Origin of the sequence: Corallococcus terminator (assembly GCF_003611635.1) — a bacterium.
Classification (GTDB): domain Bacteria; phylum Myxococcota; class Myxococcia; order Myxococcales; family Myxococcaceae; genus Corallococcus; species Corallococcus terminator.
Genome location: NZ_RAVZ01000110.1, coordinates 1 through 21,103, shown reverse-complemented (window position 1 = coordinate 21,103; position 21,103 = coordinate 1). Strand labels below are relative to the sequence as shown.

Genomic DNA, 21,103 nt, shown 5'->3' with positions numbered 1-21,103 from the left:
CGCCTCCACCTTCCGAATCCGGAGCGGGTACGTACCTATGGGTCTCTTCGATTTCCTCACGGGCGGCTCGGGCCCCGAAAAAGCCCTCAAGCTCAAGTCCAAGGTGACCCAGAAGTACGGGGAGCCTTCCACTCGGCAGAAGGCCCTCCAGCAGTTGGGGGAGATGAAGTACCCCGAGGCCGTCACGGTGCTGCTCAGCCGGTTCACCATCACCGTGGACCCGCTCACCACCGACGCGGATGAGAAGGAGCACACCTTCGAGCTCATCAAGGGCTTCGGGCAGGACGCCGTCGCCCCGGTGAGCGCCTTCCTCAAGCAGAGCGACCATGCCACCTCCTGGGCGCTGCGCGTGCTGCAGGAGTTGCTGGCCGAGGAGGCGCTGATGGGCGTCATCGTCGACACGCTCCAGCACCTGTCGTCCCGCTACACGCGCGACCCGGAGAAGAAGGTCGTCCTGCTCCACCACGTCGTGGGCAAGCAGGATCCGCGCGTGGCCGCCGCCGTTCTCCCCTTCCTGGAGGACATGTCCGATGACGTGAAGATCGCCGCCATCAACCTCCTGGGGCCCCTGAAGTACGAGCCGGCGCGCGAGCCCCTGCTCCAACTGCTCACCAACGAGGACACCGCCCGGCGCGTGCAGACCGCCGCCCTGGCCGCCCTGGCGGAGAGCGGGTTTGGCGTGCAGGGCTACCAGGAGAAGGTGCAGTCGGCCCTCGTGGAGCCCTTCAGTCTGGACAAGGACGGCCGCATCCAGCGCCGGGCCTAGGGCAGGCGGCGAACCTCCGGGCTGTCGGGCACCTGACACGGCCCCCCTCCCCGGGGGCTGGCCGACACCACGGCGGTTCCCTCCCACGCGAGACATGAAGCAGGATTCACGCGTGCCCTCGAAGAAGAAGGATCCGCAGCTCGCAGAAGTGGTGCCGCTGCGTCCCGCCGCCACTCCCGCGAAGAAGGTCCCACCGAAGCGGGCGGCGAAGCCTCCGCCTCCCGTGGACACGGATTCCGCCGCCCAGGCGTTGCTGGAGATGGGCCGACAGTTGACGGACAACGCGGGTCCCACCGAGGCCCTGCGCGCCCAGCTCCAGACGCTCCACACGCTGCTCAAGCCGAAGGTCTGCTACGTCGCGCGCCACTTCCCGTCGCGCAACCAGCTCCACGTCGAGCACGTGCGCGGCCGGTATGACGAGCGCGTCACCGCCGCCGTCCCGGGCGAGGGCGTGGTGGGCCGCTGCTTCACCGACAAGGTCCTGCTGCGCGAGGACGACACCGTCGCCGTGCCCCTGGAGGGTCCGCAGGGCGTGACGGGCGTGCTCGTGGTCCTGGGCGCGCGGCGCAAGGCGTCCGACATCCTGATGCAGTCGCTGGCGTCCCAGCTCACCGCCGCCTACGAGGTGGCCCGGCTGCGCGACGACAGCGCCCGACGCAACAAGGACCTGCAGACGGCCATCGCGGGCCTCAAGAGCCTGGAGCAGAACCGCGAGGAGCTGCTCGGCAATGTGTCCCATGACCTGAAGAACCCGCTCACCACCATCAAGGCCTACCTGGCCATGCTGGGCCGGGAGAAGCTGGGCGCCCTGACGGACGGACAGCGCCGCGCGGTGCAGATCTGCGACCGGAACTCCGACCGGCTGCTTCAGCAGGTGAACGACCTGGTGCTGATGTCCCGGCTGTCCTCCGGGAAGATGCAGCTCAACCAGCGCCCCTTCGGCCTCAAGGCCGTGGCGGAAGAGGTGGTGCGGGGGCTGGGCGCCGTCGCCGAGCACAGCCGCGTGCGGGTCGTGATTCCGCCCTGCCCGGAGGTGTTCGTCCGCGGCGACCGCGAGCGCATCTCCGAGGCCATCCACAACCTCATCGAGAACGGCATCCACCACAGCGAGACCGACGACGTCGTCGAGGTCCGCGTGGCGTCCGGCGAGGGCCTGGGCACCCTCACCGTGAAGGACTCCGGCCAGGGCATGTCCGCCGAGGCGCTGGAGCATGTCTTCGATTCGTTCTACCGCGCGCAGCCCGGCATGCCGCGTCCCCCGGGCGCGGGCCTGGGCCTGCCCCTGGTCGCGAAGATCGTCGCGCTGCACGGCGGTCGCGTGGACGCCGCCAGCGTCCTGGGCGAGGGCAGCACGTTCGAGATGGTCCTGCCCCTGTTCGCGAGCGCCGTCAGCGCCCCGGACCTGAACCAGGCCGCGCCCAAGGCGGGCGGCATCCTCCTGGTGGAGGACGACGTGGACTGCCGCGAGGTGCTGGAGCAGGTGCTGGAGCAGGAGGGCTACCGGGTGATGGCCACGTCCGGTGCCGCCGAGGCGCGCTCCATCCTGTCCCACATCCGGCCGGCCATGGTCCTGCTGGACCTGCGGCTGTCCGGCGAGGACGGCCGCTCCGTGCTGCACTTCATCCGCACCACCGAGTCGCTGGCGGACGTGGTCGTCTACATCATCTCCGGCGCGAGCGACGTCGCGTCCCTCACTTCGGGTGAAGGACCGGATCGCATCGACGGGTTCTTCGAGAAGCCCCTGAAGCTGCCCAAGCTGCTGGACACCGTGGCCGCCGTGGTCCGCCCCAAGAATCGCGGCCCCGCAGTGCCCTGAACAACGCCCCAGGCGTCTTCCCCACAGAAGAGGTGGCAGGAAGACGCCCCGCCTTGGGTAGTATCCGCGCGGCCCATGAGCACATCCGTCTATTCCCGCTACCGCGCAGCGTTCGCCCAGGCTCTTGCCGGGGCCCTGGGCGTCCCCGCTTCCGACATCGACGCGCAGGTCAAGCCCGCGGATCCCGCGCACGGCGACCTGAGCTTCGCCACCTTCCCCCTCGCCAAGGCGCAGAAGAAGGCCCCGCCCGCCATCGCCGCGGCGCTCGCGCAGTCACTCCAGGTCCCTGGCCTGGAGGTGAAGGCCGTGGGCCCGTACGTCAACGCGCGCTTCCTTCCCCTGCCCTTCACCCAGGAGGTCATCGACAGCGTGCGCCGGGCGGGCGTCGCCTACGGCAGCGACGCCGAAGAGGGCAAGGGCAGGACGGTGGTCATCGACTACTCGTCGCCCAACATCGCCAAGCCCATTGGCTTCCACCACATCCGCACCACGTTCCTGGGCCACTGCATCGCGAACCTCTACCGGGCGCTGGGCTGGCGCGTGGAGGGCGTCAACTACCTGGGCGACTGGGGCAAGCAGTTCGGCCTCGTGGCCGTGGGCTTCCAGGAGTTCGGCAAAGAGGAGCTCCGGGAGGACATGGCACACCTGGTCCAGGTGTACGTCCAGGCCAACAAGCGCGCCGGTGAAGACCCCGCCTTCGACGAGAAGGCCCGCGAGTTCTTCCGCCGCATGGAGGCCAACGAGCCGGAGGCGATGAAGCTCTGGAACCAGTTCCGGGAGACGAGCCTCAAGGGCTTCAAGCGCATCTACAAGCGCATGGGCATCGACTTCGAGCACATCGAGGGCGAGAGCCGCTACCAGGGCCGCATGGACGCCGTCATCGCGCAGATCGCGAAGAAGCCCGGCGTGAAGGAGTCCCAGGGCGCCATCATCGTGGACATGCCCTACGCGGAGAACGAACCGCCCGTCCTCCTGAAGAAGAACGACGGCAGCACGCTCTACGCCACGCGCGACCTGGCCGCCGCCGAGGACCGTCACGCGCGGTTCAACTTCGACAAGTCGCTCTACGTCGTCGCGCAGGATCAGGCGCTGCACTTCCGCCAGGTGTTCCGCACCCTCACGGAGATGGGGCAGCCGTGGGCGGACAAGTGCATCCACGTGCCGTTCGGCCGTATCCACGGCATGAGCACGCGCAAGGGCCAGGTGGTGGAGCTGGATCAGGTCCTGGACGAGTCCAAGGAGCGCGTGCTCAAGCTCGTGGAGGCGAACATCGCGTCGGGCAACCTCGTGACCGATGATCCCGATGGCCTCGCGGAGCAGATCGGCCTGGGCGCCATCGTCTTCGGCGACCTGAAGCACAACCGCGCCAGCGACTACACCTTCGACTGGGACGAGGTGACCAGCCCCGAGGGGCACACCGGTCCCTATCTCCAGTACGCGCACGCGCGCAGCGCGACCGTGCTGCGCAAGGGCGGCGGTGTTCCGGCGAGCTATGATCCGGCACTCCTGACGCTGCCCGAGGAGCAGGCCCTGGTGCGCGAGCTCATGCGCCTGCCGGACACGGTGCGCGCGGCGGCGGAGCAGTACGAGCCGAGCCTCGTGGCGCGACTGCTGCTGGATGTGGCGGCGGCGTACAGCCGCTACTACACCGCCGGCAACAAGGATCGCGAGAAGCGCATCCTCGTCGAGGACAATGACGCGCTGCGCGCGGCGCGACTGGCCCTCACGGACGCGACGCGCATCACCCTGGCCGCGGGCCTGACGCTCTTGGGCATCCCGACGCCGGAAAACATGTAGCCTGGGGGGCTGCCGTGGACACCGCGCTGGCGCAGACCGTGACGCAAGGAGAGGCCTTGAAGGAGGAATTCGGTCCCATGTCCCGGGTGCTCGGGGCACGGTACTTCGACGGGGTGCACTTCCCCCCCGAGGCCGAGAACGAACTGCGTGCGCTCAGCGCCCGGGGCTTCGTGGTGCACGTCATGCGCACCACGGCCTGGATCAACTTCCTCTACATCGCGTGGGCCATGGTCCGCCGGGCCATGCCGCCCATCCGCGCGGTGGTGAACCTGCGTCCCTGGTTCACCAAGCCCTGGCGCCAGACGGCCCAGAATGGCGCGGTGGAGGAGCGCTTCCGCTATGCCCTGCAGCAGGGCGGCAGCGGGCTCGTGTTCCTTCGGCGCACGGCGCTCCTGCACGCCTCCGGCAAGGAGACGCGCGAGGACCCCTTCCCCGCCCTGGTGCGGCTGGCGCGCGGCGCCGACCGGCCGGTGTTCCTGGTGCCAGAGCTGTTCGTCTGGGAGAAGCGCGCGGCCAAGCTGAAGCCAGGCTGGCGCGACGTGGTGTTCGGCAGCCCGGAAGCGCCGGGCTTCGTGCACTCGATGGTGGCGTTCTTCCGCAACTACAAGCGCGCGCAGTTCCGCGTGGGAGAGCCCATCGACCTGCGCCGCTTCATCGAGGAGAACCCCCAGGCCACCGACGAGGTGCTGGCGCGCAAGGTGCGCAGCGCCCTGCACGTGTACCTGGCCCGGGAGACGCGCGCGGTGTTCGGCCCGCCGCAGAAGCCCACCGACCGGCTCATCGAGGAGACGCTGCGCGACCGCCACCTGCGCAAGGTGCTGGATGAGCACGCAGCCGCCACCGGCCGCAAGCCCGCGAGCGTGCAGCGCGAGGCCAAACGCAACCTGGAGGCCATCGCGGCCAAGCCCAACCCGTCCGTGCTGGCCCTCATCGCACCGCTGCTGGAGTGGGTGTTCAACCGCATCTACGACGGCATCGGCGTGGACGAGGCGGGCCTGCACCGCGCGCTCAAGGCCGCGGGGCGCGCGCCGGTGGTGCTCTGCCCCAGCCACAAGAGCCACGTGGACTACCTGGTGATGAGCTGGGTGCTGTGGAACCGCGGCTACACCGCGCCGCTGGTCGCCGCGGGCGCCAACCTGTCCTTCTGGCCGCTGGGCCCGCTGTTCCGCCGCTGCGGCGCGTTCTTCCTGCGCCGCTCGTTCAAGGGCGACAAGGTCTACGCCGCGTCCTTCAAGGCGTACATCAAGAAGCTGGTGCACGACGGCATCCACCAGGAGTTCTTCCCCGAGGGCGGTCGTTCGCGCACGGGCAAGCTGCTCACGCCCAAGCTGGGCATGCTCACGTGGCAGGTGGAGGCGGTGCTGGACGGCGCGCGCAACGACCTCTACTTCGTGCCCGTCTCCATCGACTACGAGAAGGTCGTGGAGTCCGACAGCTATTCGAAGGAGCTGGCCGGCGGGGAGAAGAAGCCCGAGGACCTGAAGGCCCTGTTGAGCGCGCCCAAGGTGCTGGCGGCGCGCTACGGACGCATCCACCTGACGTTCGATGAGCCGCTGTCCCTGGTGGAGTTCATGAAGGCGCGTGGCCTGTCGCCGCAGGAGCCGGTGACGGACGAGCAGAAGAAGGGCCTGGTCCGCGCGCTGGGCAACCGGGTGATGTACGGCATCAGCAAGGTGTCCACCGTCACGCCGCACGCGCTGGTGAGCGCATCGCTCCTGGCCCACCGCCGCCGCGGCCTCACCCAGCGCGAGCTCACGGACCGGATCAGCCTGCTGCGCCGCATCGCCGTGGAGGATGGCGCGCGGCTGTCCGCGGAGCTGGCCAACGCTCCCAGCAACCCGGAGACGCTGGGGCCCATCCAGGACGCGATGCGCGAGTTCATCTCCGACGAGATGGTGCGCACGAAGGAAGCGCGCAACGAGGTCAGCTATCAGGTGGAGGACTCGCGCCGTCCGGAGATGTCCTTCTACAAGAACACGCTGATGAACCTGATGGCCGCGCGCAGCCTCGTGGCCAACGCGTTGCTCGCCGGCTCGCCCGCGCCGTACGACACCGTGAAGGCCCGCGCGCTGTTCCTGTCGCGCCTCTTCAAGGTGGAGTTCATCTACCGGGTGGGCGCGACGTTCGACACCATCTTCGCCGAGTGCGTGGAGCGGCTCGTGCGCATGGGCCTGATCATCCACGAGGGCGACACGCTCAAGCAGGCCCCCGAGGCGCACGCGCAGCCGGAGCTGGAGTTCCTGGCGGACCTGCTGCGCGACTTCCTGGAGGCCTACCTGCTGGCGGCCATGACCCTGCCCGACGTGGCCGCGGGCATCGCCACCGACCGCAAGTCCTTCGTCAAGCTGGCGCTGGAGACGGGGCGCGTGGAGTACAACGCCGGGCGCATCACCGCCTCCGAGTCGCTGGCGAAGACGACGCTCGAGAACGCGGTGGAGTACCTCTTGGATCAGCGCATCCTCGTGGAAGAGGACAAGAAGCTGCGGCTGGGCGACCCTGCCACGGCGGCCGAGCTGGCCCGGAAGAACCCGCTCGCGGACGACATCCGCGGCTACCTGCACCGGGCCTGAGCCAGGGCCCGTCGCACCTCGAAGCGAACGCGGCACCCCACCCTCCGCTTCGCGGAAGGGTCAGGAGACGACACGGTGGATGAAGGCCTGCCTTCCAGCGACCCGCAGCCGGTAGAGCCCACCGTGCCACCGCCCCTCACTCCGCCCCACCCGCTGCTCGCGGCGGCGCTGGCCTTCGGTCTGTTCATCACCCTTGGGGCCACCACCCAGTTGCTCAACCCCTCCTTCGGCGTGTGGTTCACGGAGGTGTTCATCTTCCTGGGGCTCGCGTGGGTGATGCTGCGCCGCGCGGGCCTCCGGCCCGCCGAGTACACCGGCCTCACGCCCTTCCTGGGCAAGCCCGCCCTGTTCGGCTTCCTGCTGGGCGTGGCGAACTTCTTCGCGGTGGTGGTGCCCCTCCAGTTCATGGCGCAGCGGGTGGCGCCCCCGTGGCTGCGGGAGATGTTCGACGCCTCACGCCTGTTCGAGGGCCAGACGCCCGTGGAGCTGGCGCTGCTGCTGGGCGGCGTGTCCGTGGCCGCCCCGTTGTGCGAGGAGTTCTTCTTCCGAGGCCTCTTCCAGCGCGCGTTGACGCCGCCCGCCCCGGCCTCGCCGTGGCGGGCGTTGATCATCAGCTCGGTGGTGTTCAGCGCCTTCCACCTGGATCCGGTGGGCTTCCTCGCGCGCGCGGAGCTGGGGCTGCTCTTCGGCTGGCTGCTGCTGCGCACCGGCTCGCTGTGGCCGAGCATCGCGGCGCATGCGGCCAACAACATGGTGTCCTCGGTGCTGTTCCTCGTCGCCACGCACTCGGGGCTGGCGAAGGACACGGGGACCGATGACGTGACGGACTGGCGGGCCGTGCTGGGGCTGGCGCTCGTGGGATGGACGGCGCTGCTGGGCCTGCGCGCCGCGGCCCAACACGTTCCTTCCGTCTGGGGACGCGGCACACCGCCGGACGAGGAAGCGGTGCGCGCCACGAAGCCCGTGCCGCTGTTCGCCCTCCAGTTGCTGCCGTGGGTGGCGGCGGCGACGCTGTCCCTGGTGGCCCTGGCCCTGGTGGATGGAAGGGGCGTGTCACTGAGCGTCTACGACATCCAGCACCCGGTGCCGCCGCTGGCGAAGGACGCGGACCCGGGCCTCCAGGCGGAGCGCAAGGCCCTGCAGCAACTGCGCAAGTCCGTGCGCAAGGGCGAGATGCCCATGGAGCTCTACGAAGAGGAACGGCTCCGGCAGTCCAAGGCACATGCGCCCGAGCTCAAGGGCGAGCGTCCCTGACGAACCTCGGTGGAGAGATTCCACGGTCACGCTGACAGGACACGGCGCCTTCACTGCCAGCGCGACCTCGAGTCCAGGGACGAATCTCCAGGGTCCTGGCCTTGACGCCCCCCTGCCCTCTATCGTCCTCACCGTGATGCTGACCGCTGACCTGCTGCACGCCTCCCTGGGTGATCCGCTCCTGGACGTGATGAACTTCCTGAACGAGATCGCGATCCGCTACCCGGATGCCATCTCCTTCGCGCCGGGCAGGCCGAACGAGAAGTTCTACGATCCCCAGCAGATCGCCACGTACCTGGACGCCTACCAGCGCTACCTCCGCGAGCAACGGGGCTTCGACGACGCGCGGATCACCAGCCTCCTGTTCCAGTACGGCCGGACCAATGGCCACATCGGGGAGCTGTTGGCGCGGATGCTGGAGAAGGACGAGGGCATCCGCGTCGCCCCCGAATCCATCGTCGTCACGGTGGGCTGCCAGGAGGCGACGTTCATCACCCTGCGCGCGCTGTTCTCGAAGCCCACGGACGTGCTGCTGGTGGGCATGCCCTGCTACATCGGGGTCACCGGCGCGGCGCGGCTGCTGGACATCGAGGTCGCCCCCGTGCCCGAGCGCGCGGACGGGCTCGATCTGGACGCACTGGAAGCCAGGGTGCGGGAGCTCCGCTCTCAAGGCAAGCAGCCCCGGGCGCTCTACCTCGTCGCGGACTTCGCCAACCCGTCCGGCCGGAGCCTCCCGGCGCCCGCGCGCCATCGCCTGTTGGAGCTGGCCGCGCGCGAGCAGTTCCTCATCATCGAGGACAACCCCTACGGTTTCTTCTCCCGCGAGGGCCCCCGGAAGCCCACCCTCAAGGCGCTCGACGACCGGCAGCAGGTCATCTACCTGGGCTCGTTCTCGAAGTCCGCCTTCCCCGGGCTGCGCCTGGGCTACGCCGTGGCGGATCAGCGTGTCACCGACGCCGCGGGCCAGCACCACCTGCTGGCGGGCGAGTTCTCCAAGATCAAGAGCCTGCTGACGGTGAACACGTCCGCGCTCAGCCAGGCCGTCGTCGGCGGCATGCTGGTGCTCAATGAAGGCGGGTTGCTGGAGGCGAACCAGGAGGCGATCCGCTTCTACAAGACGAACATGGACGCGACGCTCCAGGCGCTCGAGCGTCACTTCCCGAAGAGTGAGGCCTGGGCGCGCGACGTGACGTGGAACGTGCCGGACGGGGGCTTCTTCCTCGTCATGAAGCTGCCCATCGAGGCGGACGAAGCGCTGCTGGAGGAGTCCGCGCGCAACTTCCACGTCCTCTGGACGCCCATGCGCTACTTCTACCTGGGCACCGGGGGCGAGCACGAGCTGCGGCTGTCGTGCAGCTACCTCACGCCCGAGCGCATCGAGGAGGGGGTGGCCCGCCTGGCCCGCCACCTCCAGAAGGCCATCCTGGAGCGACAGCCCGCGCCACAGGTCCGCGCGGGCTGAAGCAGTCCTGACGTCAGTCCGCCTGGTACGACGTGACGTGGAACACCGGCCCCACCATCGCGGCGGTGACGGTGTCCCGCTGCACGCTGCCCTCGGCGGAGATGCGCTGACCGTCCTTCTTGATCTTCCGGTCACCGCCCGCGAGTTGGTACGTCTTGCCGTCGTCGGCCTTCAGGACCCAGACCCCACCCTCGAGGTCCTGGTACTGCACCGTGCCGGAGACCTTCATGCGTCCTCCCGCTTGAGCATCGCGCGGGCGATGACGAGGCACACCACCGTGTTGAAGCCCAGCCACGGCTTCGCCAGGAAGGTGAAGGGCATCCACGCCAGCGCCGGAGCACCCACCCACGCCGCGTAGGCCAGGAAGCCCGCGAAGCCGAGCGCCAGTCCGCCCACCGCCGGACGGAAGCCCCGCCAGGTGATGGCCGGCAGCGAGAGCACCAGCGGAATCAGCGCGCTGTAGAACAGCGGGCTCACCGTGGCGCGGCCGAAGATGATGCGCTGCCAGTCCGGGATGGGCAGCGAGGCCACGTTCACCACGTCGCCGGCCGCGCCCGAAGCGCCCGTGAACCACGTGCGCAAGAAGAAGAAGCCCACCGTGGACAGGACCAGCGGCACGAAGAACGCCGGGCGGAAGAGGATGTTGAGGAAGCCCGGACGCTCGCGGCCACGCAACGTCAGCAGCACCACCGCCAGCAGCGCCGCGGCCCAGCCCAGAGAAGGCCAGCGCGGCCCGCCGCCCGTGAACGCCTTCAGCGACGCGTTGGCGTTGAGGACGCCGTGGCCGTACTGCTCGGACCAGGCCTGGTCACCCGTCGCCTTCGCCCCGGCATAGAGCGCCTGCTCCACCTCGTCCGGGTTCTTGGCACCAGCGCCGTAGAGCATCGCGGCGACCGCGGCCACGTGCGGAGCGGCCATGCTGGTGCCCTGGTACCAGGCGTAGACGGAGCGCGACGGGTCGCGCGGGTCGATGGTGTTCTGCAGGATGCCGCCCGAGTCGCCACGGCTCTTGTCACCACCGGGCGCCGCGATGTCCAGCTCCTTGCCATAGGACGAGTACGGAGCGAGCGAGCCGCTCGGCCCCACGGCGCTCACCGCCACCGCGCCCGGGTACGCCGCGGGGAACTCCACCCGGCCACGCCCGGTGTTGCCCGCCGCGGCCACCACGGTGACACCCTTCTTGCGCGCGTACTCCACCGCGCTGGCCATGACCTGCGAGTACAGGCCACCACCCAGCGACATGTTGATGACCTTCGCGTCGTGGTCCGCCGCGAAGCGGATGGCGTCCGCGATGTCCGCCGACGTGCCGCTGCCGAAGTGGTTCAGCACCTTGAGGGGCATCAGCGTCGCGTCGAAGGCCACGCCCGCCACGCCTTCGCCGTTGTTGGTGGCCTGCGCGATGGTGCCCGCCACGTGCGTGCCGTGGCCGTGGTCGTCGTTGGCGTGCTCGTCGTCGTTGACGAAGTCGTAGCCCTTCACGAACGACACGCCCTTCAGGTCCGGCACCTGCTTGAAGTCTTCGTGGTCCTCGTAGGCGATGCCCGTGTCGATGACGGCCACCACCACGCCCTTGCCCCGGTTGCCGTCCCAGGCCTTGGGCATGTCGATCATCCGCAGGTTCCACTGGGACTCGTACTGCGGATCATTGGGCGTGAAGCTGCTGCGCACGTGCATCAGCGGCTCGGCGGACTCCACCGCCGGGTTCTGCCGGATGCGCTGGAGCACGTCCTCCACGTCACCCACGCCCACCGCCAGCGTGACGCCCGTCCGGGGACCTTCCAGGGAGTTGAACTCCAGGTCCACGCCCCACGCCTGCTCCCAGGCGTCAAACTCCGCCTTGGTGGTGCCGTCCTTGAAGTCCACCACGATGGCGCCGGACACCACGTCGTCCGAGCCCCCCGCCACGGCCTCCGCCACCTCCGCCTGGGCCACCGCGTCCGGCCCGGCCGGAACCTCCGGCTCCCGCGACGCGGAAGCACACGCCGAGGCCGACAGGGCCAGCGCCGCGAGAACCACGTTCCATCGCTTCATCCGCATCGGGACACTCCTTGAACGAAGACGCCTCGAAGACCCACTACGAACGCACGGCGGGACGATTGGGTCTGTCCCACCAGTCTGTTCGCCCCCCGGCCAGCCGTGCAAGGCGTCGGGGATGAAGAAATGTGAAGAAGTCCGCAGGTTTGCACGCCTGACCTACCCACCCGACAGTCGCTGGAGCCAGGCCGCCACGGCCCGCCCCACCTGAGGAAGATTGCGGTGGAACGTCGCTCCGGCATCGTCAATGACCTCTAAATCCCCCCCGGCCTCGGCGACAGCGGCGGCCAGTGCCGCCCGGGGCAGGCGGGTGTCCTCCGCCCCGACAATCACCAGCAGGGGACACGACAGTCGCACGAGCGACAGGGGATCCACATCCGGCGCCACCAGACACAGTCCGCCCACCGCCGGGTGCCGCTCCTGGAGCGCCAGCGCCACGCGCGCGCCTCCGTGCAGCGCCGCCACCGCCAGCGCGGACGTGCCCGCGTTCTCCAGCGCCACCCGCATGGCGGCCTCCGCGTCCTCCACCAGCGCCCCTCCGCTGCCCCGGACGCCCTGGCTGGCCCCCACGCCCCGGTGGTTGAAGCGCAGGGTGGGAAACCCCGCTCGCGCTGTCGCGAAGGCCACCTCCGCCGCCAGGACATGGTCCATGCCGCCCCCCTCCTCCGGCCGAGGCGGAAGGATGAGCAGCGGCGGCGAGCGCTGGCCCCGGTGCACCGTGCCCTCCATCACCTCCGGACCCGACCCCACGGGGATGAGCGTGGAGCGCTCCAGGAACTGACCTTTCTGGACCATGCCGTCACCATAATCCGCCCCATCCGGAGCGGCCGGTCCGTCTTCGAATCCTCCCGCCCCGTGAACGGACCGCTGCGCGCTGCGTCACACACATTCCGCGACCCCCTCGCAACTTTTGGACGGTTGGGGTGAGAATGGATCAACGCCTCAAGCTTTCCTTCCCCCCTTCAAAGAATCCGCAGGAGCGTCAAGCCATGGGAACCATCGGGAGCGGTCGTAACAGCATCAACAACGCCACGCGCACCACGCCGACCACGCCGACGACCACCCCGGCCACGGTCGCGAAGCCCGCTCCGGCCGCCACGGCCAAGCCGGCCAACCAGATCAAGGACGGCTTCGACGCGCGCGCGACGAACAGCGCAGTCCGCACCGCGGCGCCCGCGAGCGTCTTCACCGCGCCGGCCGGCTCCAAGGACAAGGTGTTCGACGGCAAGCTGGTGGGCGCCGGTGGCCAGACGTTCGACGCCAGCACCCCGCTGAGCCAGGTCCCGGCCTACACGCCCAAGGACGGCGTGAAGACCGAAGGCACCCTCATCTACGTCAACGGCATGATGACGGACATGGCGGGCCAGAAGGAGACGCTGCAGGCCATCGCGGACAAGACGGGCCAGAAGACCATCGGCATCCACAACTCCACCGAGGGCTTCTTCAAGGACCTGGGCCAGTGCGTCACGGACAAGATGGACAAGGGCAAGAACCCGGCCGTGGACACGCTGGCGGACTCGCTCTACACGGAGCTGAAGGCCGGCCGTGACGTGCACCTGATGGCGCACAGCCAGGGCGGTCTCATCACCTCGCGCGCGCTCAACGACGTGGCCAAGCGGCTGCGCATCGAAGACGGGCTGTCCCCCGCGCAGGTCGAAGCGAAGCTCGGCAAGGTCTCCGTGGAGACCTTCGGCGCCGCCGCCGCGACCTACCCGAACGGCCCGAAGTACGTGCACTACGTGAACGACAAGGACCCCGTGCCGGGCCTGTTCGGTCTGGGCACCAGCGGCAAGGGCCCTCTGGACCTCATCCGCAACGCGGGCAAGGACGCGAAGATCCACTACTTCTCCGAGAAGAGCATCTTCTCCGGCGCGCACAACATCAACGACACCTACCTGAACCAGCGCGTCCCGTTCGACCAGGCGCGCGAGGGTAAGTTCTAGTCAACCGACGGTGTGATATGACTGCACGTATGACGCTCGAAGAAGCCCAGCGACTGGTGCAGTCATTCATGAGGGCCCACGGAGACACGGAAGGCTCCGGGCTCAACGCGAAGGGATTTGGCGGCGCCGCCCTCGGCGAGGCGCAGATCTACTTCGAACATGCGAAGGATTCGGGGGCGCTGAAGTGCAGCGCCCTCATCTACCGCTTCCGCGACGCGCCCCGTCCGGGCGTCATCGACGGTTTCCGTGCCGAGGAGAAGTCCGGCACGGACACCGGCGGCGGAAAGGTGGACTACGAGACCGAGAACAAGAGCCTCTTCCTGAGCCGCACGTACGGCGTCCTGCCGGCGGAGCAGCAGTTCAAGGAAGACCTCGACCGGCTCGTGGAAGCCAGCCTCAACTGGGGCGAGGAAGTCTTCAATCGCGTCGCGGATCGCACCGTTCCCGCGAAGTGACGTGCCCATGAGCCGCTCCCTTTCCACCGGCCTGCAGTGGCTGCTGTCCACCATCGGCATGGCGCGTCCAGCGCCGGCCGCTGGGGGCCCGATGACGCGGGAGGCGGCCCGTCAGTTGGTGAAGTGGTACCTGCAGTCGCAGGGCGCGGGCATCACGGAAGGCCTCAACGAACAGGGCCTGGGCGGCATGATGAACGGCGAGGGCCAGTACGCCTTCGAGCACATCGAGTCCCCCCCTTCCCTCAAGGCCAGCGCGCTCATCTACCGGTTCCGCGAGCCGCCCAAGCCCGGCATCATCGAGGGCTTCCGGCAGCAGCAGGAAGAGGGCACGGACACCGGCGGCGGCAGCGTGGACTTCGAGCCTGGCAGCGGCAGCCTGTTCCTGAGCCGCACGTACACGGTGATGCCCGACGGCCGCGAGTTCGCTCGCGATCTGGACCGCCTGGGCAAGGCCAGCATCGTCTGGGGCAAGGACGTGTTGGACCGCGTGGCCCACAAGGTCTTCGGGACCTGAAGCCCCGCTGAAGCCTCCTGTGCGGCCCTGGGAGGCGCCCCGAAACGGGCGCCCCCCGTGAGTGGCCGGACGGTGCGCTACACCGCCTGCATCACGTAGAACTTCAGGTACTTGCCTTCCGGGAACTGGAGGCGCACCGGATGGTCGGGCGGCTGGTAGCGCTCCTCCACCAGCGCCAGGTCCACGCCGGCCTTGAAGCCCGCCTCGCGCACGGCGCCCATGAACATGTCCCCGTTCACGCGCGCGGAGCACGACGCCGTGGCCAGGAGGCCTCCGGGGCGCAGCAGCGCCAGGGCCTGCCGGTTGAGCGACGCGTAGCCGTCGATGGCGGCCTCCACCGCGCGCTGGCTCTTCGCGAATGCGGGCGGGTCCAGGATGATGAGGTCGAACGTGCGGCCCTCCTCCTTGAACGACTGGATGAGGGCGAAGACGTCCGCCGCGAGGAAGTCATGCTTCTCCGCCGGCAGCCCGTTGCGCGTGAAGTTCTCGCGCGCCAGGGCGATGGCCTCCGGGTCCTGATCCACGGAGAAGACGCTCTTGGCGCCCCCCAGCGCCGCGTTCACGGAGAAGCCTCCGCTGAAGCAGAAGCAGTTGAGCACGTCCCTGCCCTGCCCCAGCCGGCGGATGAGGTGGCGGTTCTCCCGCTGATCCAGGAAGAAGCCCGTCTTCTGTCCGCGCCACGCGTCCACCATGAACACGGCGCCGCGCTCGCGGATGGGGATGAGCTCCGGCGCTTCCTCGCCCCAGAGCATGCGCCCGGTGCCGCGCCCGTCATCCTCTTCCACGTCGTCGCGGCCCACCTCGTCGCGACCAATGATGCCCTTCAAGCCCGGCACGCCCGCCTTCAGCGCCTCCACGATGAGGGGCCGGTAGGGGGTGAGCCCCGCCGAGTACAGCTTCATCACCGCCCAGCCCGCGTACAGGTCCACCACCACGCCGGGCAGGCCGTCGCCCTCTCCGTGGATGAGGCGGTAGCTGTCGGTGTCCTTCAGGTCGATGAGCGACGTGCGCGCGGCCAGCGAGCGCTGCACGCGCTGGGTGATGAAGCGCGAGTCCACCGTCTCGCGCGAGTCGCGCGTGAGCACGCGCACCGCGATGGCCGAGTGCGGATCATAGTACCCGCGCGCGACGAACTTCCCGTTCTCCGTCAGGTCCACCACGCTGCCAGCGGGGATCCGCGGCGGGTGCTCCAGCGCCTTGCGGAACACCCACGGGTGGCCCGCGCGCAGGTGACGCCCCAGGCCCCGGGCCAGCTCCAGCTTCACGACATTCACGTTGAGACTCCTCGACTGCGGGACGGCCGGCGGCGGGCGAGGAGGGCGCGTGCCAGCTCCTCGAATCCCCGCCCCTCGGGCGCCCGGGTAATGAAGGCCGGGGGCGCGTCGATGCGATCCAGCACCGCGCGCACGTTGGCCACGCCCACGCCCAGCTTGAACGCCTGGAACATCGGAGCGTCGTTGAAAGAATCCCCCGCGTAGACGTACCGCCCGTCCGCGGGCTCCAGCTTCTCGCCCCACGCCACGCGCGCGAAGCGACGGGACGCGGAGAGCTTGTCGAACCGGCCCAGCCAGCAGTTGACGTGCACCGACGAGCGCACCGCCGTCACGCCCCGCGCCCGCAGCAGCGCTTCGATGGCGGACGCTCCCGCGTCTCCCAGCCGGGCTTCCTCGTTGTAGTCCACCGCGAGGTCCACTTCCGTGTAACGGCTGTCCACCGACAGGCGCGCCCCGGGCACCTTCTCCAGCACGCGGTGCACCTCCGTCTCCAGGCGCTTGCGGTTCGCCTCACGCTCGCCAGGGGGCTCCAGGTACACCTTGCGCAGCTCGCCCTTCTTCCCCTTGAGGAAGAACAGCCCGCCGTTCTCCACGATGACGCCGTCCACCGGAAGCTGCCGGGCCCACGCCTCGCCCCACCCTGCCGGACGCCCGCTCACCAGCACCACGCGCAGGCCATAGCCGGACAGTTGTTCGAGCGCCCGCACCGTCTGGCTGCGCAGCTTGTGGCCGGTCGTCAGCGTGCCGTCCACATCCGTGAAGACACCCTCCACCCCGGACAGGTCCGCCTGTCGCAGGGGGCGCGGCTCCGCGGTCTTCGACGACAAGCCCTTCGCCGTGCCGGCCTTCACATCACGTCCAGTTGCGCGAGCTGTCCCTGGAAGGACTCGATGGTGGTGAGCAGTTCAGGCCCGGTGAGCGTGGCGAGCTTCAGCTTGCGCGCCTTGCGCAGGAACGCGTCCATCGTCGCGTCGCGACCGTAGAGCGCCTGGGCGCTGACCGCGGCCTCCGCGAGCGCCTTGGCCGACGCGACCGGATCCTTCTTCGACTGCATCAGGGCGCGCTCCAGGCGCACGCCGCACGCGGCCCACACCTCACGGTCGTGGAGGATGAGCAACTGCCGCTGGTTCACCGCGGACAGGCTTCGCACCAGCGCGTCCAGGGCTTCCGCGACCGTCAGCAGCTCCCGCTGGTCCGGCGCGGTCTGGATGGCGAGCGCCCCTACCTCCGCGCGGGCCTCGACGATCTTCCGTTTGTCCTGCGCGCGCAGGTTCCGGTACGCGGCGGTGCGGCCGAAGGCGTCCATCTCCGTCTGGAGCTGCTGCGCGTTCCACAGCACCTCCTCCGGCTTCGCGTCGCGCACCTTGCCCAGCCGCGCCGCCACGATGCGCGACAGGTCGGAGGTGATGGCCCGCACCGTGACGGCCGCCTTCACCTCCGCCTCGTAGCCCGGGACGACCTGGGCGCGGGACACCTCGCCGAAGGCGCTCGCGGACTCGAAGACGAGCTGGCTCATCTGCTCGCGGTAGTCGGCGCGGAAACGTTGGATTTCGGCCAACAACTGCCAGCGGTCGCTCACCACGGACGGGTTGCGCATCGCTTCGCCCAACTGGGTGATGCTCTGGGCAAGCTTCCCCATGCCCACCTGGAGCATGCCGGGCACGTCGGCGGGGCCCGGACGGGACGGGGGCTCCACCGGCGGGGTGCCGGGGAACTGCTCCCGGATGACGTTGAGCAGCGCGTTGACGTCCATCACCGTGTCGCGGATGACGGGCGCCATCTCCTCCCACAGCGACAGGTCGGGGCTGGCGTCGACGACGGGCGTCTCGTACTTCACCAGGTCCAGGTCACTCAGCCGCGAAATGGCATGCGCCGCGGCGAGATACACCGCTCGCAGCCGCGCGGAAAAGGCGCGGTCGGGCAGCGACTGGAGGATTTCTTCGAGCCTCGGGGTGAGGGAGGCCGGCGGGGGACTCTCGGCGGCAGCGGACACGTTGCCCCCACTCTATCCCTCGACATCGCGTCCGGGGAGTTCTAGCAAGCATCCCGGGCCAGAAGGACGGCCGGGGAGCCGATTCAAGATGATCCAGGTCTGTCTGTGGGAGGACGGCAAGGCGGTTTCGGGCGGGGAGGAGCTGTTCGATCGGCCGGGCCCCAAGTGGATCGACGTCCTGGAGCCGGACGCGGAGGTCATGGGGCGACTGGCCGAGCGCTTCCAGCTCCACCGGCTCGCGGTGGAGGACTGCCTGCACCTGGACCAGCGGCCCAAGCTGGAGGAGTACCCACACCACCAGTTCATCGTGCTCCAGGGCTTCAGTTGCAACGGCAAGGACGTCACCGAGCTGACGCTGCACGAACAGCACTACTTCCTCGCGTCCGACTGGCTCATCAGCGTGCACCAACTGCGGCTGCCCGGCCACGACGCCGTCATCCGGCGCGTGAAGGACGACCCCGCGGGCACGCTGGGCCGGGGCGTGGACGTCATCCTCTACCTGCTCGCGGACTCGCTCGTGGACGCGCAGTTCCCCATCATGGATGACTTCGGCGACGAGTTGGACAACCTGGAGGACGCCATCTTCGCGCAGCCGGAGCCGGAGCATCTGCAGCGCATCTTCCAGCTCAAGCGCTCCCTCGTGACGCTGCGCCGGGTACTGTCCCCCCAGCGGGACGTGGTGGGCATGCTGTCGCGCCGGGGCATCCCGCAGATCCAGGAGAAGACGACGCTGTACTTCCGCGATGTGTACGACCACCTGGTGCGGCTGTACGAGCAGATCGACTCCGGCCGCGACGTGGTGGGCAACGTGATGGACGGCTACCTGTCCATGGTGGCCAACCGCACCAACGACATCAGCAAGCAGCTCACCATCTTCGCCACCCTCTTCCTGCCCCTGTCCTTCATCGTCGGCTTCTTCGGGCAGAACTTCGACGAGTTGTCCGGCAAGGGTTGGTACTACGCCATGTGGGCCACCATGGTGGGCTTCCCGCTGGGGCTCGTCGGCTGGTTCAAGTACAAGAAGTGGCTCTGAACGCCGCACCCCTCACGCGGTTGCCTGGGAGGACGCATGCTGACGGTCGCCGTGGATGGAATCCCGCTCCACTACAGGGACGTGGGCCAGGGGTTGCCGGTGTTGTTGCTGCACGCCTTCCCGCTGGACGGCTCCGCGTTCGACCGGCAGGTGGCGGCGCTGTCCGGGCGCTACCGCTTCCTCATCCCCGACCTGCGCGGCTTCGGTCAGAGCCGGCTGGGTGAGGGACCCACGGAGATGCGAAGGCTGGCGCAGGACGGCCTCGCGCTGCTGGACGCGCTGAACATCGACTCGGCGGTGGTGGGCGGTGTCTCCATGGGTGGCTACGCGGCGATGGCGCTCCTGCGCGAGGACGCGGGCCGGGTGCGCGGGCTGGTGCTGGTGGACACGCAGTGCACCGCGGATGACGACGCCGGCCGGGAGAAGCGCGAGGCCACCGCCCAGCAGGCGCTGGCCCAGGGCGCGCCGTCCGTCATCCAGGGACTGGTTCCCAAGCTCGTGCACGCGGGGCCGGACTCTCCGGTGGGCCGAGAGGTGACGGCGATGGGCCTCTCCGCGTCCCCCCAGGCGCTCGCCGCCGCCCAGCGGGGCATGGCGCTTCGGCCGGACAGCAAGGACATCCTGGCGCGCTTCGCGGGGCCCACGCTGGTGGTGGTGGGCGAGCACGACACCGTCACGCCCCTGGCCAAGGCGAAGCAGATGGTGGACCTGGTGCAGGGGGCACGGCTGGAAGTCATTCCCAACGCCGCGCACCTGCCCAACCAGGAGCAGCCAGAAGCCTTCAACGCGGTGCTGGACGCGTTCCTCGCGTCGCTGTCCTGACCGCCGTCTCCCTCCGTCGTCCTGAAACAGGAAGTGCGCGATGAAGAAGCCCCCGGAACCCATGTACCTGCCGGACGTCGAGTCCCACGAGTCCGACGGACACTACGGACGGATGATCGCCATGGCGCGATCCTCTGGCTTCGCGCCGCCGCAGATCTGGCACCTGTTCGCCTACAAGCCGCGGATGACGGATGCGCTGTCCGCGTTCACCCACGAGGTGATGCGGGGGCCCTCGCCGCTGTCGGCGGGCCTGCGGGAGCTCATCGCCGCGTACACATCGCGGCGCAACGCCTGCGTGTTTTGACTGGGTTCTCACGCCGCGGTCGCGGCGGAATTGCTGGGCAGCACGGATCGCGTCCAGGCAGTGCTGGACGATGTGGCGACGGCCCCCATCCCGGAGGCCGAGAAGGCGTTGTTCGCCTTCGTGGACCAACTCAATGACGCGCCCGGAGACGTGCGCCGCGATGACGTGGAGCGACTGAAGGCAGCCGGTTGGTCGGACGAGGCCGTCTACGACGCGGTGTCCGTCTGCGCGCTCTTCAACTTCTACAACCGCTGGATTGACGGCACCGGCGTCCAGGGCATGTCGCCGGAGCTGTACATGAAGTCCGCGAAGCGGATGGCGGTGGGCGGCTACCTGCCCGGCCCGCCTGCCCCAAGCGCCCCGCCCTCCTCCAACGGCGAGGACGAACCGGAGCGCTGAGACCCGCGCCGTGTCCGGAAGGAACGCTCCTTCCGGGCATGGCGGCAGGGAGACACCTCAGGGCGCGCAGACAACCGTGTCGTCTTGCACGGTGCACGACGAGCAGTCCTGCGTCTTCTTCAGGATGCCGTCCTCGCACAGCAGCAGCGCCGCGCCGTTCGGGCTGCACACGCCCCGGCCCTCGGCGTCCTGCGCGCACGCGTCGTTCTCGATGTTGAGGGACGTGTCGCACCGCACGCTGTCGGACAGCTCGCGGCAGCCCAGCGGCCCGCGGCAGGCCAGCGAGCGCCACGTTCCGCCCCGGCACTCCAGCGCCTGCGCGTCGTCCAGGCACACGTAGTCCCCGCCGTCACACGAGTCACCCGAGCCCGGCCCGCCACAGCCGGAAAGGAGGAGGAAGCCGAAGGACAAGAGCGCGAGAGAAAGACGGTTCATGGGTGCCAGCGACTCTTCGCGAGCGGTTTTTCCCTGTCAACCACCGCCGAGCGTCTCGCGAAAGTAACGTCGGAAGTTGCCACCCATCACACGTTCCACCCAGGACTCCGGGTGTCGTCGCAACAAGGCTTCGGTGAGCCGGGGCAGATCCGTCACGTCCCGCATCCCCTTCGGCAGCGCCACCATGCCGTCGTAATCAGAGCCCACGCCCACGCCCTCCTCCCCCATGACC

The 21,103-nt window shown here is 69.2% G+C and carries 21 protein-coding genes; 13 read left to right on the top strand and 8 right to left on the bottom strand.

All coding sequences use genetic code 11. The features are described 5' to 3' along the window. The first annotated feature begins 37 nt into the window (after positions 1-37). From D7V88_RS17500 to D7V88_RS17475, 6 genes are all read left to right on the top strand, one after another. Positions 38-766, top strand: coding sequence for a HEAT repeat domain-containing protein (locus tag D7V88_RS17500; RefSeq protein ID WP_120541784.1), 729 nt, complete (start codon positions 38-40; stop codon positions 764-766). Between the two features lie 112 nt (positions 767-878). Beyond that, entirely contained in the window at positions 879-2,582 is a 1,704-nt protein-coding gene (locus tag D7V88_RS17495) for a hybrid sensor histidine kinase/response regulator (protein WP_120541793.1), read from the top strand. A 75-nt stretch (positions 2,583-2,657) separates the two neighbouring features. Beyond that, positions 2,658-4,379 (top strand): arginine--tRNA ligase, encoded by a 1,722-nt coding sequence (argS, locus tag D7V88_RS17490; RefSeq protein ID WP_120541783.1) that lies wholly within the window; start codon positions 2,658-2,660, stop codon positions 4,377-4,379. A 14-nt stretch (positions 4,380-4,393) separates the two neighbouring features. Continuing rightward, the gene (locus tag D7V88_RS17485; RefSeq protein WP_120541782.1) at positions 4,394-6,949 is read left to right on the top strand and encodes a 1-acyl-sn-glycerol-3-phosphate acyltransferase; all 2,556 of its coding nucleotides are present in this window, start codon (positions 4,394-4,396) and stop codon (positions 6,947-6,949) included. A gap of 75 nt (positions 6,950-7,024) precedes the next feature. After that, positions 7,025-8,203 carry a CPBP family intramembrane glutamic endopeptidase gene (locus tag D7V88_RS17480; RefSeq protein ID WP_244238203.1) on the top strand — a complete coding sequence of 393 codons (1,179 nt, stop codon included), beginning with the start codon at positions 7,025-7,027 and terminating at the stop codon, positions 8,201-8,203. A 136-nt stretch (positions 8,204-8,339) separates the two neighbouring features. Next, positions 8,340-9,665: an aminotransferase-like domain-containing protein gene (locus tag D7V88_RS17475; RefSeq protein ID WP_120541781.1), complete on the top strand. Its 1,326-nt coding sequence runs from the start codon at positions 8,340-8,342 to the stop codon at positions 9,663-9,665. Positions 9,666-9,678: 13 nt separating this feature from the next. Here the strand turns inward: D7V88_RS17475 and D7V88_RS17470 are convergent, their stop codons facing one another. From D7V88_RS17470 to sglT, 3 genes are all read right to left on the bottom strand, one after another. Then, positions 9,679-9,894, bottom strand: coding sequence for a DUF5818 domain-containing protein (locus D7V88_RS17470; protein ID WP_120541780.1), 216 nt, complete (start codon positions 9,892-9,894; stop codon positions 9,679-9,681). After that, positions 9,891-11,702 carry a S8 family serine peptidase gene (locus D7V88_RS17465; protein ID WP_120541779.1) on the bottom strand — a complete coding sequence of 604 codons (1,812 nt, stop codon included), beginning with the start codon at positions 11,700-11,702 and terminating at the stop codon, positions 9,891-9,893. The genes D7V88_RS17470 and D7V88_RS17465 overlap by 4 nt, the downstream gene beginning before the upstream one ends. 156 nt (positions 11,703-11,858) lie before the next feature. Next, positions 11,859-12,494: a type IV pili motility protein SglT gene (gene sglT, locus D7V88_RS17460; RefSeq protein ID WP_120541778.1), complete on the bottom strand. Its 636-nt coding sequence runs from the start codon at positions 12,492-12,494 to the stop codon at positions 11,859-11,861. A 194-nt stretch (positions 12,495-12,688) separates the two neighbouring features. Between sglT and D7V88_RS17455 the strand changes: the two genes are divergently transcribed. Genes D7V88_RS17455 through D7V88_RS17445 form a run of 3 tightly spaced genes read left to right on the top strand, consistent with a single transcriptional unit; the run spans position 12,689 to position 14,611 of the window. Next, on the top strand, positions 12,689-13,642 hold the full coding sequence (locus tag D7V88_RS17455; RefSeq protein WP_120541777.1) for an alpha/beta fold hydrolase: 954 nt from the start codon (positions 12,689-12,691) through the stop codon (positions 13,640-13,642). 29 nt (positions 13,643-13,671) lie between these two features. Further along, entirely contained in the window at positions 13,672-14,097 is a 426-nt protein-coding gene (locus D7V88_RS17450) for a hypothetical protein (RefSeq protein WP_120541776.1), read from the top strand. Positions 14,098-14,104: 7 nt separating this feature from the next. After that, on the top strand, positions 14,105-14,611 hold the full coding sequence (locus D7V88_RS17445) for a hypothetical protein (RefSeq protein ID WP_120541791.1): 507 nt from the start codon (positions 14,105-14,107) through the stop codon (positions 14,609-14,611). Between the two features lie 77 nt (positions 14,612-14,688). Here the strand turns inward: D7V88_RS17445 and D7V88_RS17440 are convergent, their stop codons facing one another. Genes D7V88_RS17440 through D7V88_RS17430 form a run of 3 tightly spaced genes read right to left on the bottom strand, consistent with a single transcriptional unit; the run spans position 14,689 to position 17,878 of the window. Further along, the gene (locus D7V88_RS17440) at positions 14,689-15,885 is read right to left on the bottom strand and encodes a class I SAM-dependent rRNA methyltransferase (protein WP_120537576.1); all 1,197 of its coding nucleotides are present in this window, start codon (positions 15,883-15,885) and stop codon (positions 14,689-14,691) included. After that, positions 15,882-16,736 (bottom strand): HAD-IIB family hydrolase, encoded by an 855-nt coding sequence (locus D7V88_RS17435; RefSeq protein ID WP_244238202.1) that lies wholly within the window; start codon positions 16,734-16,736, stop codon positions 15,882-15,884. The genes D7V88_RS17440 and D7V88_RS17435 overlap by 4 nt, the downstream gene beginning before the upstream one ends. Next, positions 16,733-17,878: a hypothetical protein gene (locus tag D7V88_RS17430; protein WP_120541775.1), complete on the bottom strand. Its 1,146-nt coding sequence runs from the start codon at positions 17,876-17,878 to the stop codon at positions 16,733-16,735. Before D7V88_RS17430 ends, D7V88_RS17435 begins: the two co-directional genes overlap by 4 nt. A gap of 88 nt (positions 17,879-17,966) precedes the next feature. Here D7V88_RS17430 and D7V88_RS17425 point away from each other — a divergent pair, with 88 nt between their 5' ends. Genes D7V88_RS17425 through D7V88_RS17410 form a run of 4 tightly spaced genes read left to right on the top strand, consistent with a single transcriptional unit; the run spans position 17,967 to position 20,436 of the window. Then, on the top strand, positions 17,967-18,911 hold the full coding sequence (locus D7V88_RS17425; RefSeq protein ID WP_120541774.1) for a magnesium transporter CorA family protein: 945 nt from the start codon (positions 17,967-17,969) through the stop codon (positions 18,909-18,911). A 36-nt stretch (positions 18,912-18,947) separates the two neighbouring features. Further along, a complete protein-coding gene (locus D7V88_RS17420; RefSeq protein ID WP_120541773.1) occupies positions 18,948-19,733 on the top strand; it encodes an alpha/beta fold hydrolase in 786 nt (261 codons plus the stop codon). Between the two features lie 40 nt (positions 19,734-19,773). After that, a complete protein-coding gene (locus D7V88_RS17415) occupies positions 19,774-20,037 on the top strand; it encodes a carboxymuconolactone decarboxylase family protein (protein WP_120541772.1) in 264 nt (87 codons plus the stop codon). 60 nt (positions 20,038-20,097) lie between these two features. Beyond that, a complete protein-coding gene (locus D7V88_RS17410) occupies positions 20,098-20,436 on the top strand; it encodes a carboxymuconolactone decarboxylase family protein (protein ID WP_244238201.1) in 339 nt (112 codons plus the stop codon). 57 nt (positions 20,437-20,493) lie between these two features. On the opposite strand, the gene D7V88_RS17405 is transcribed toward D7V88_RS17410, so the two are convergent. Together D7V88_RS17405 and D7V88_RS17400 are read right to left on the bottom strand one after the other, a co-directional pair. Further along, the gene (locus D7V88_RS17405; protein WP_120541770.1) at positions 20,494-20,871 is read right to left on the bottom strand and encodes a hypothetical protein; all 378 of its coding nucleotides are present in this window, start codon (positions 20,869-20,871) and stop codon (positions 20,494-20,496) included. Positions 20,872-20,907: 36 nt separating this feature from the next. Further along, a partial coding sequence (locus D7V88_RS17400; protein WP_208726338.1) for a membrane dipeptidase occupies positions 20,908-21,103 on the bottom strand: 196 nt, incomplete at its 5' end.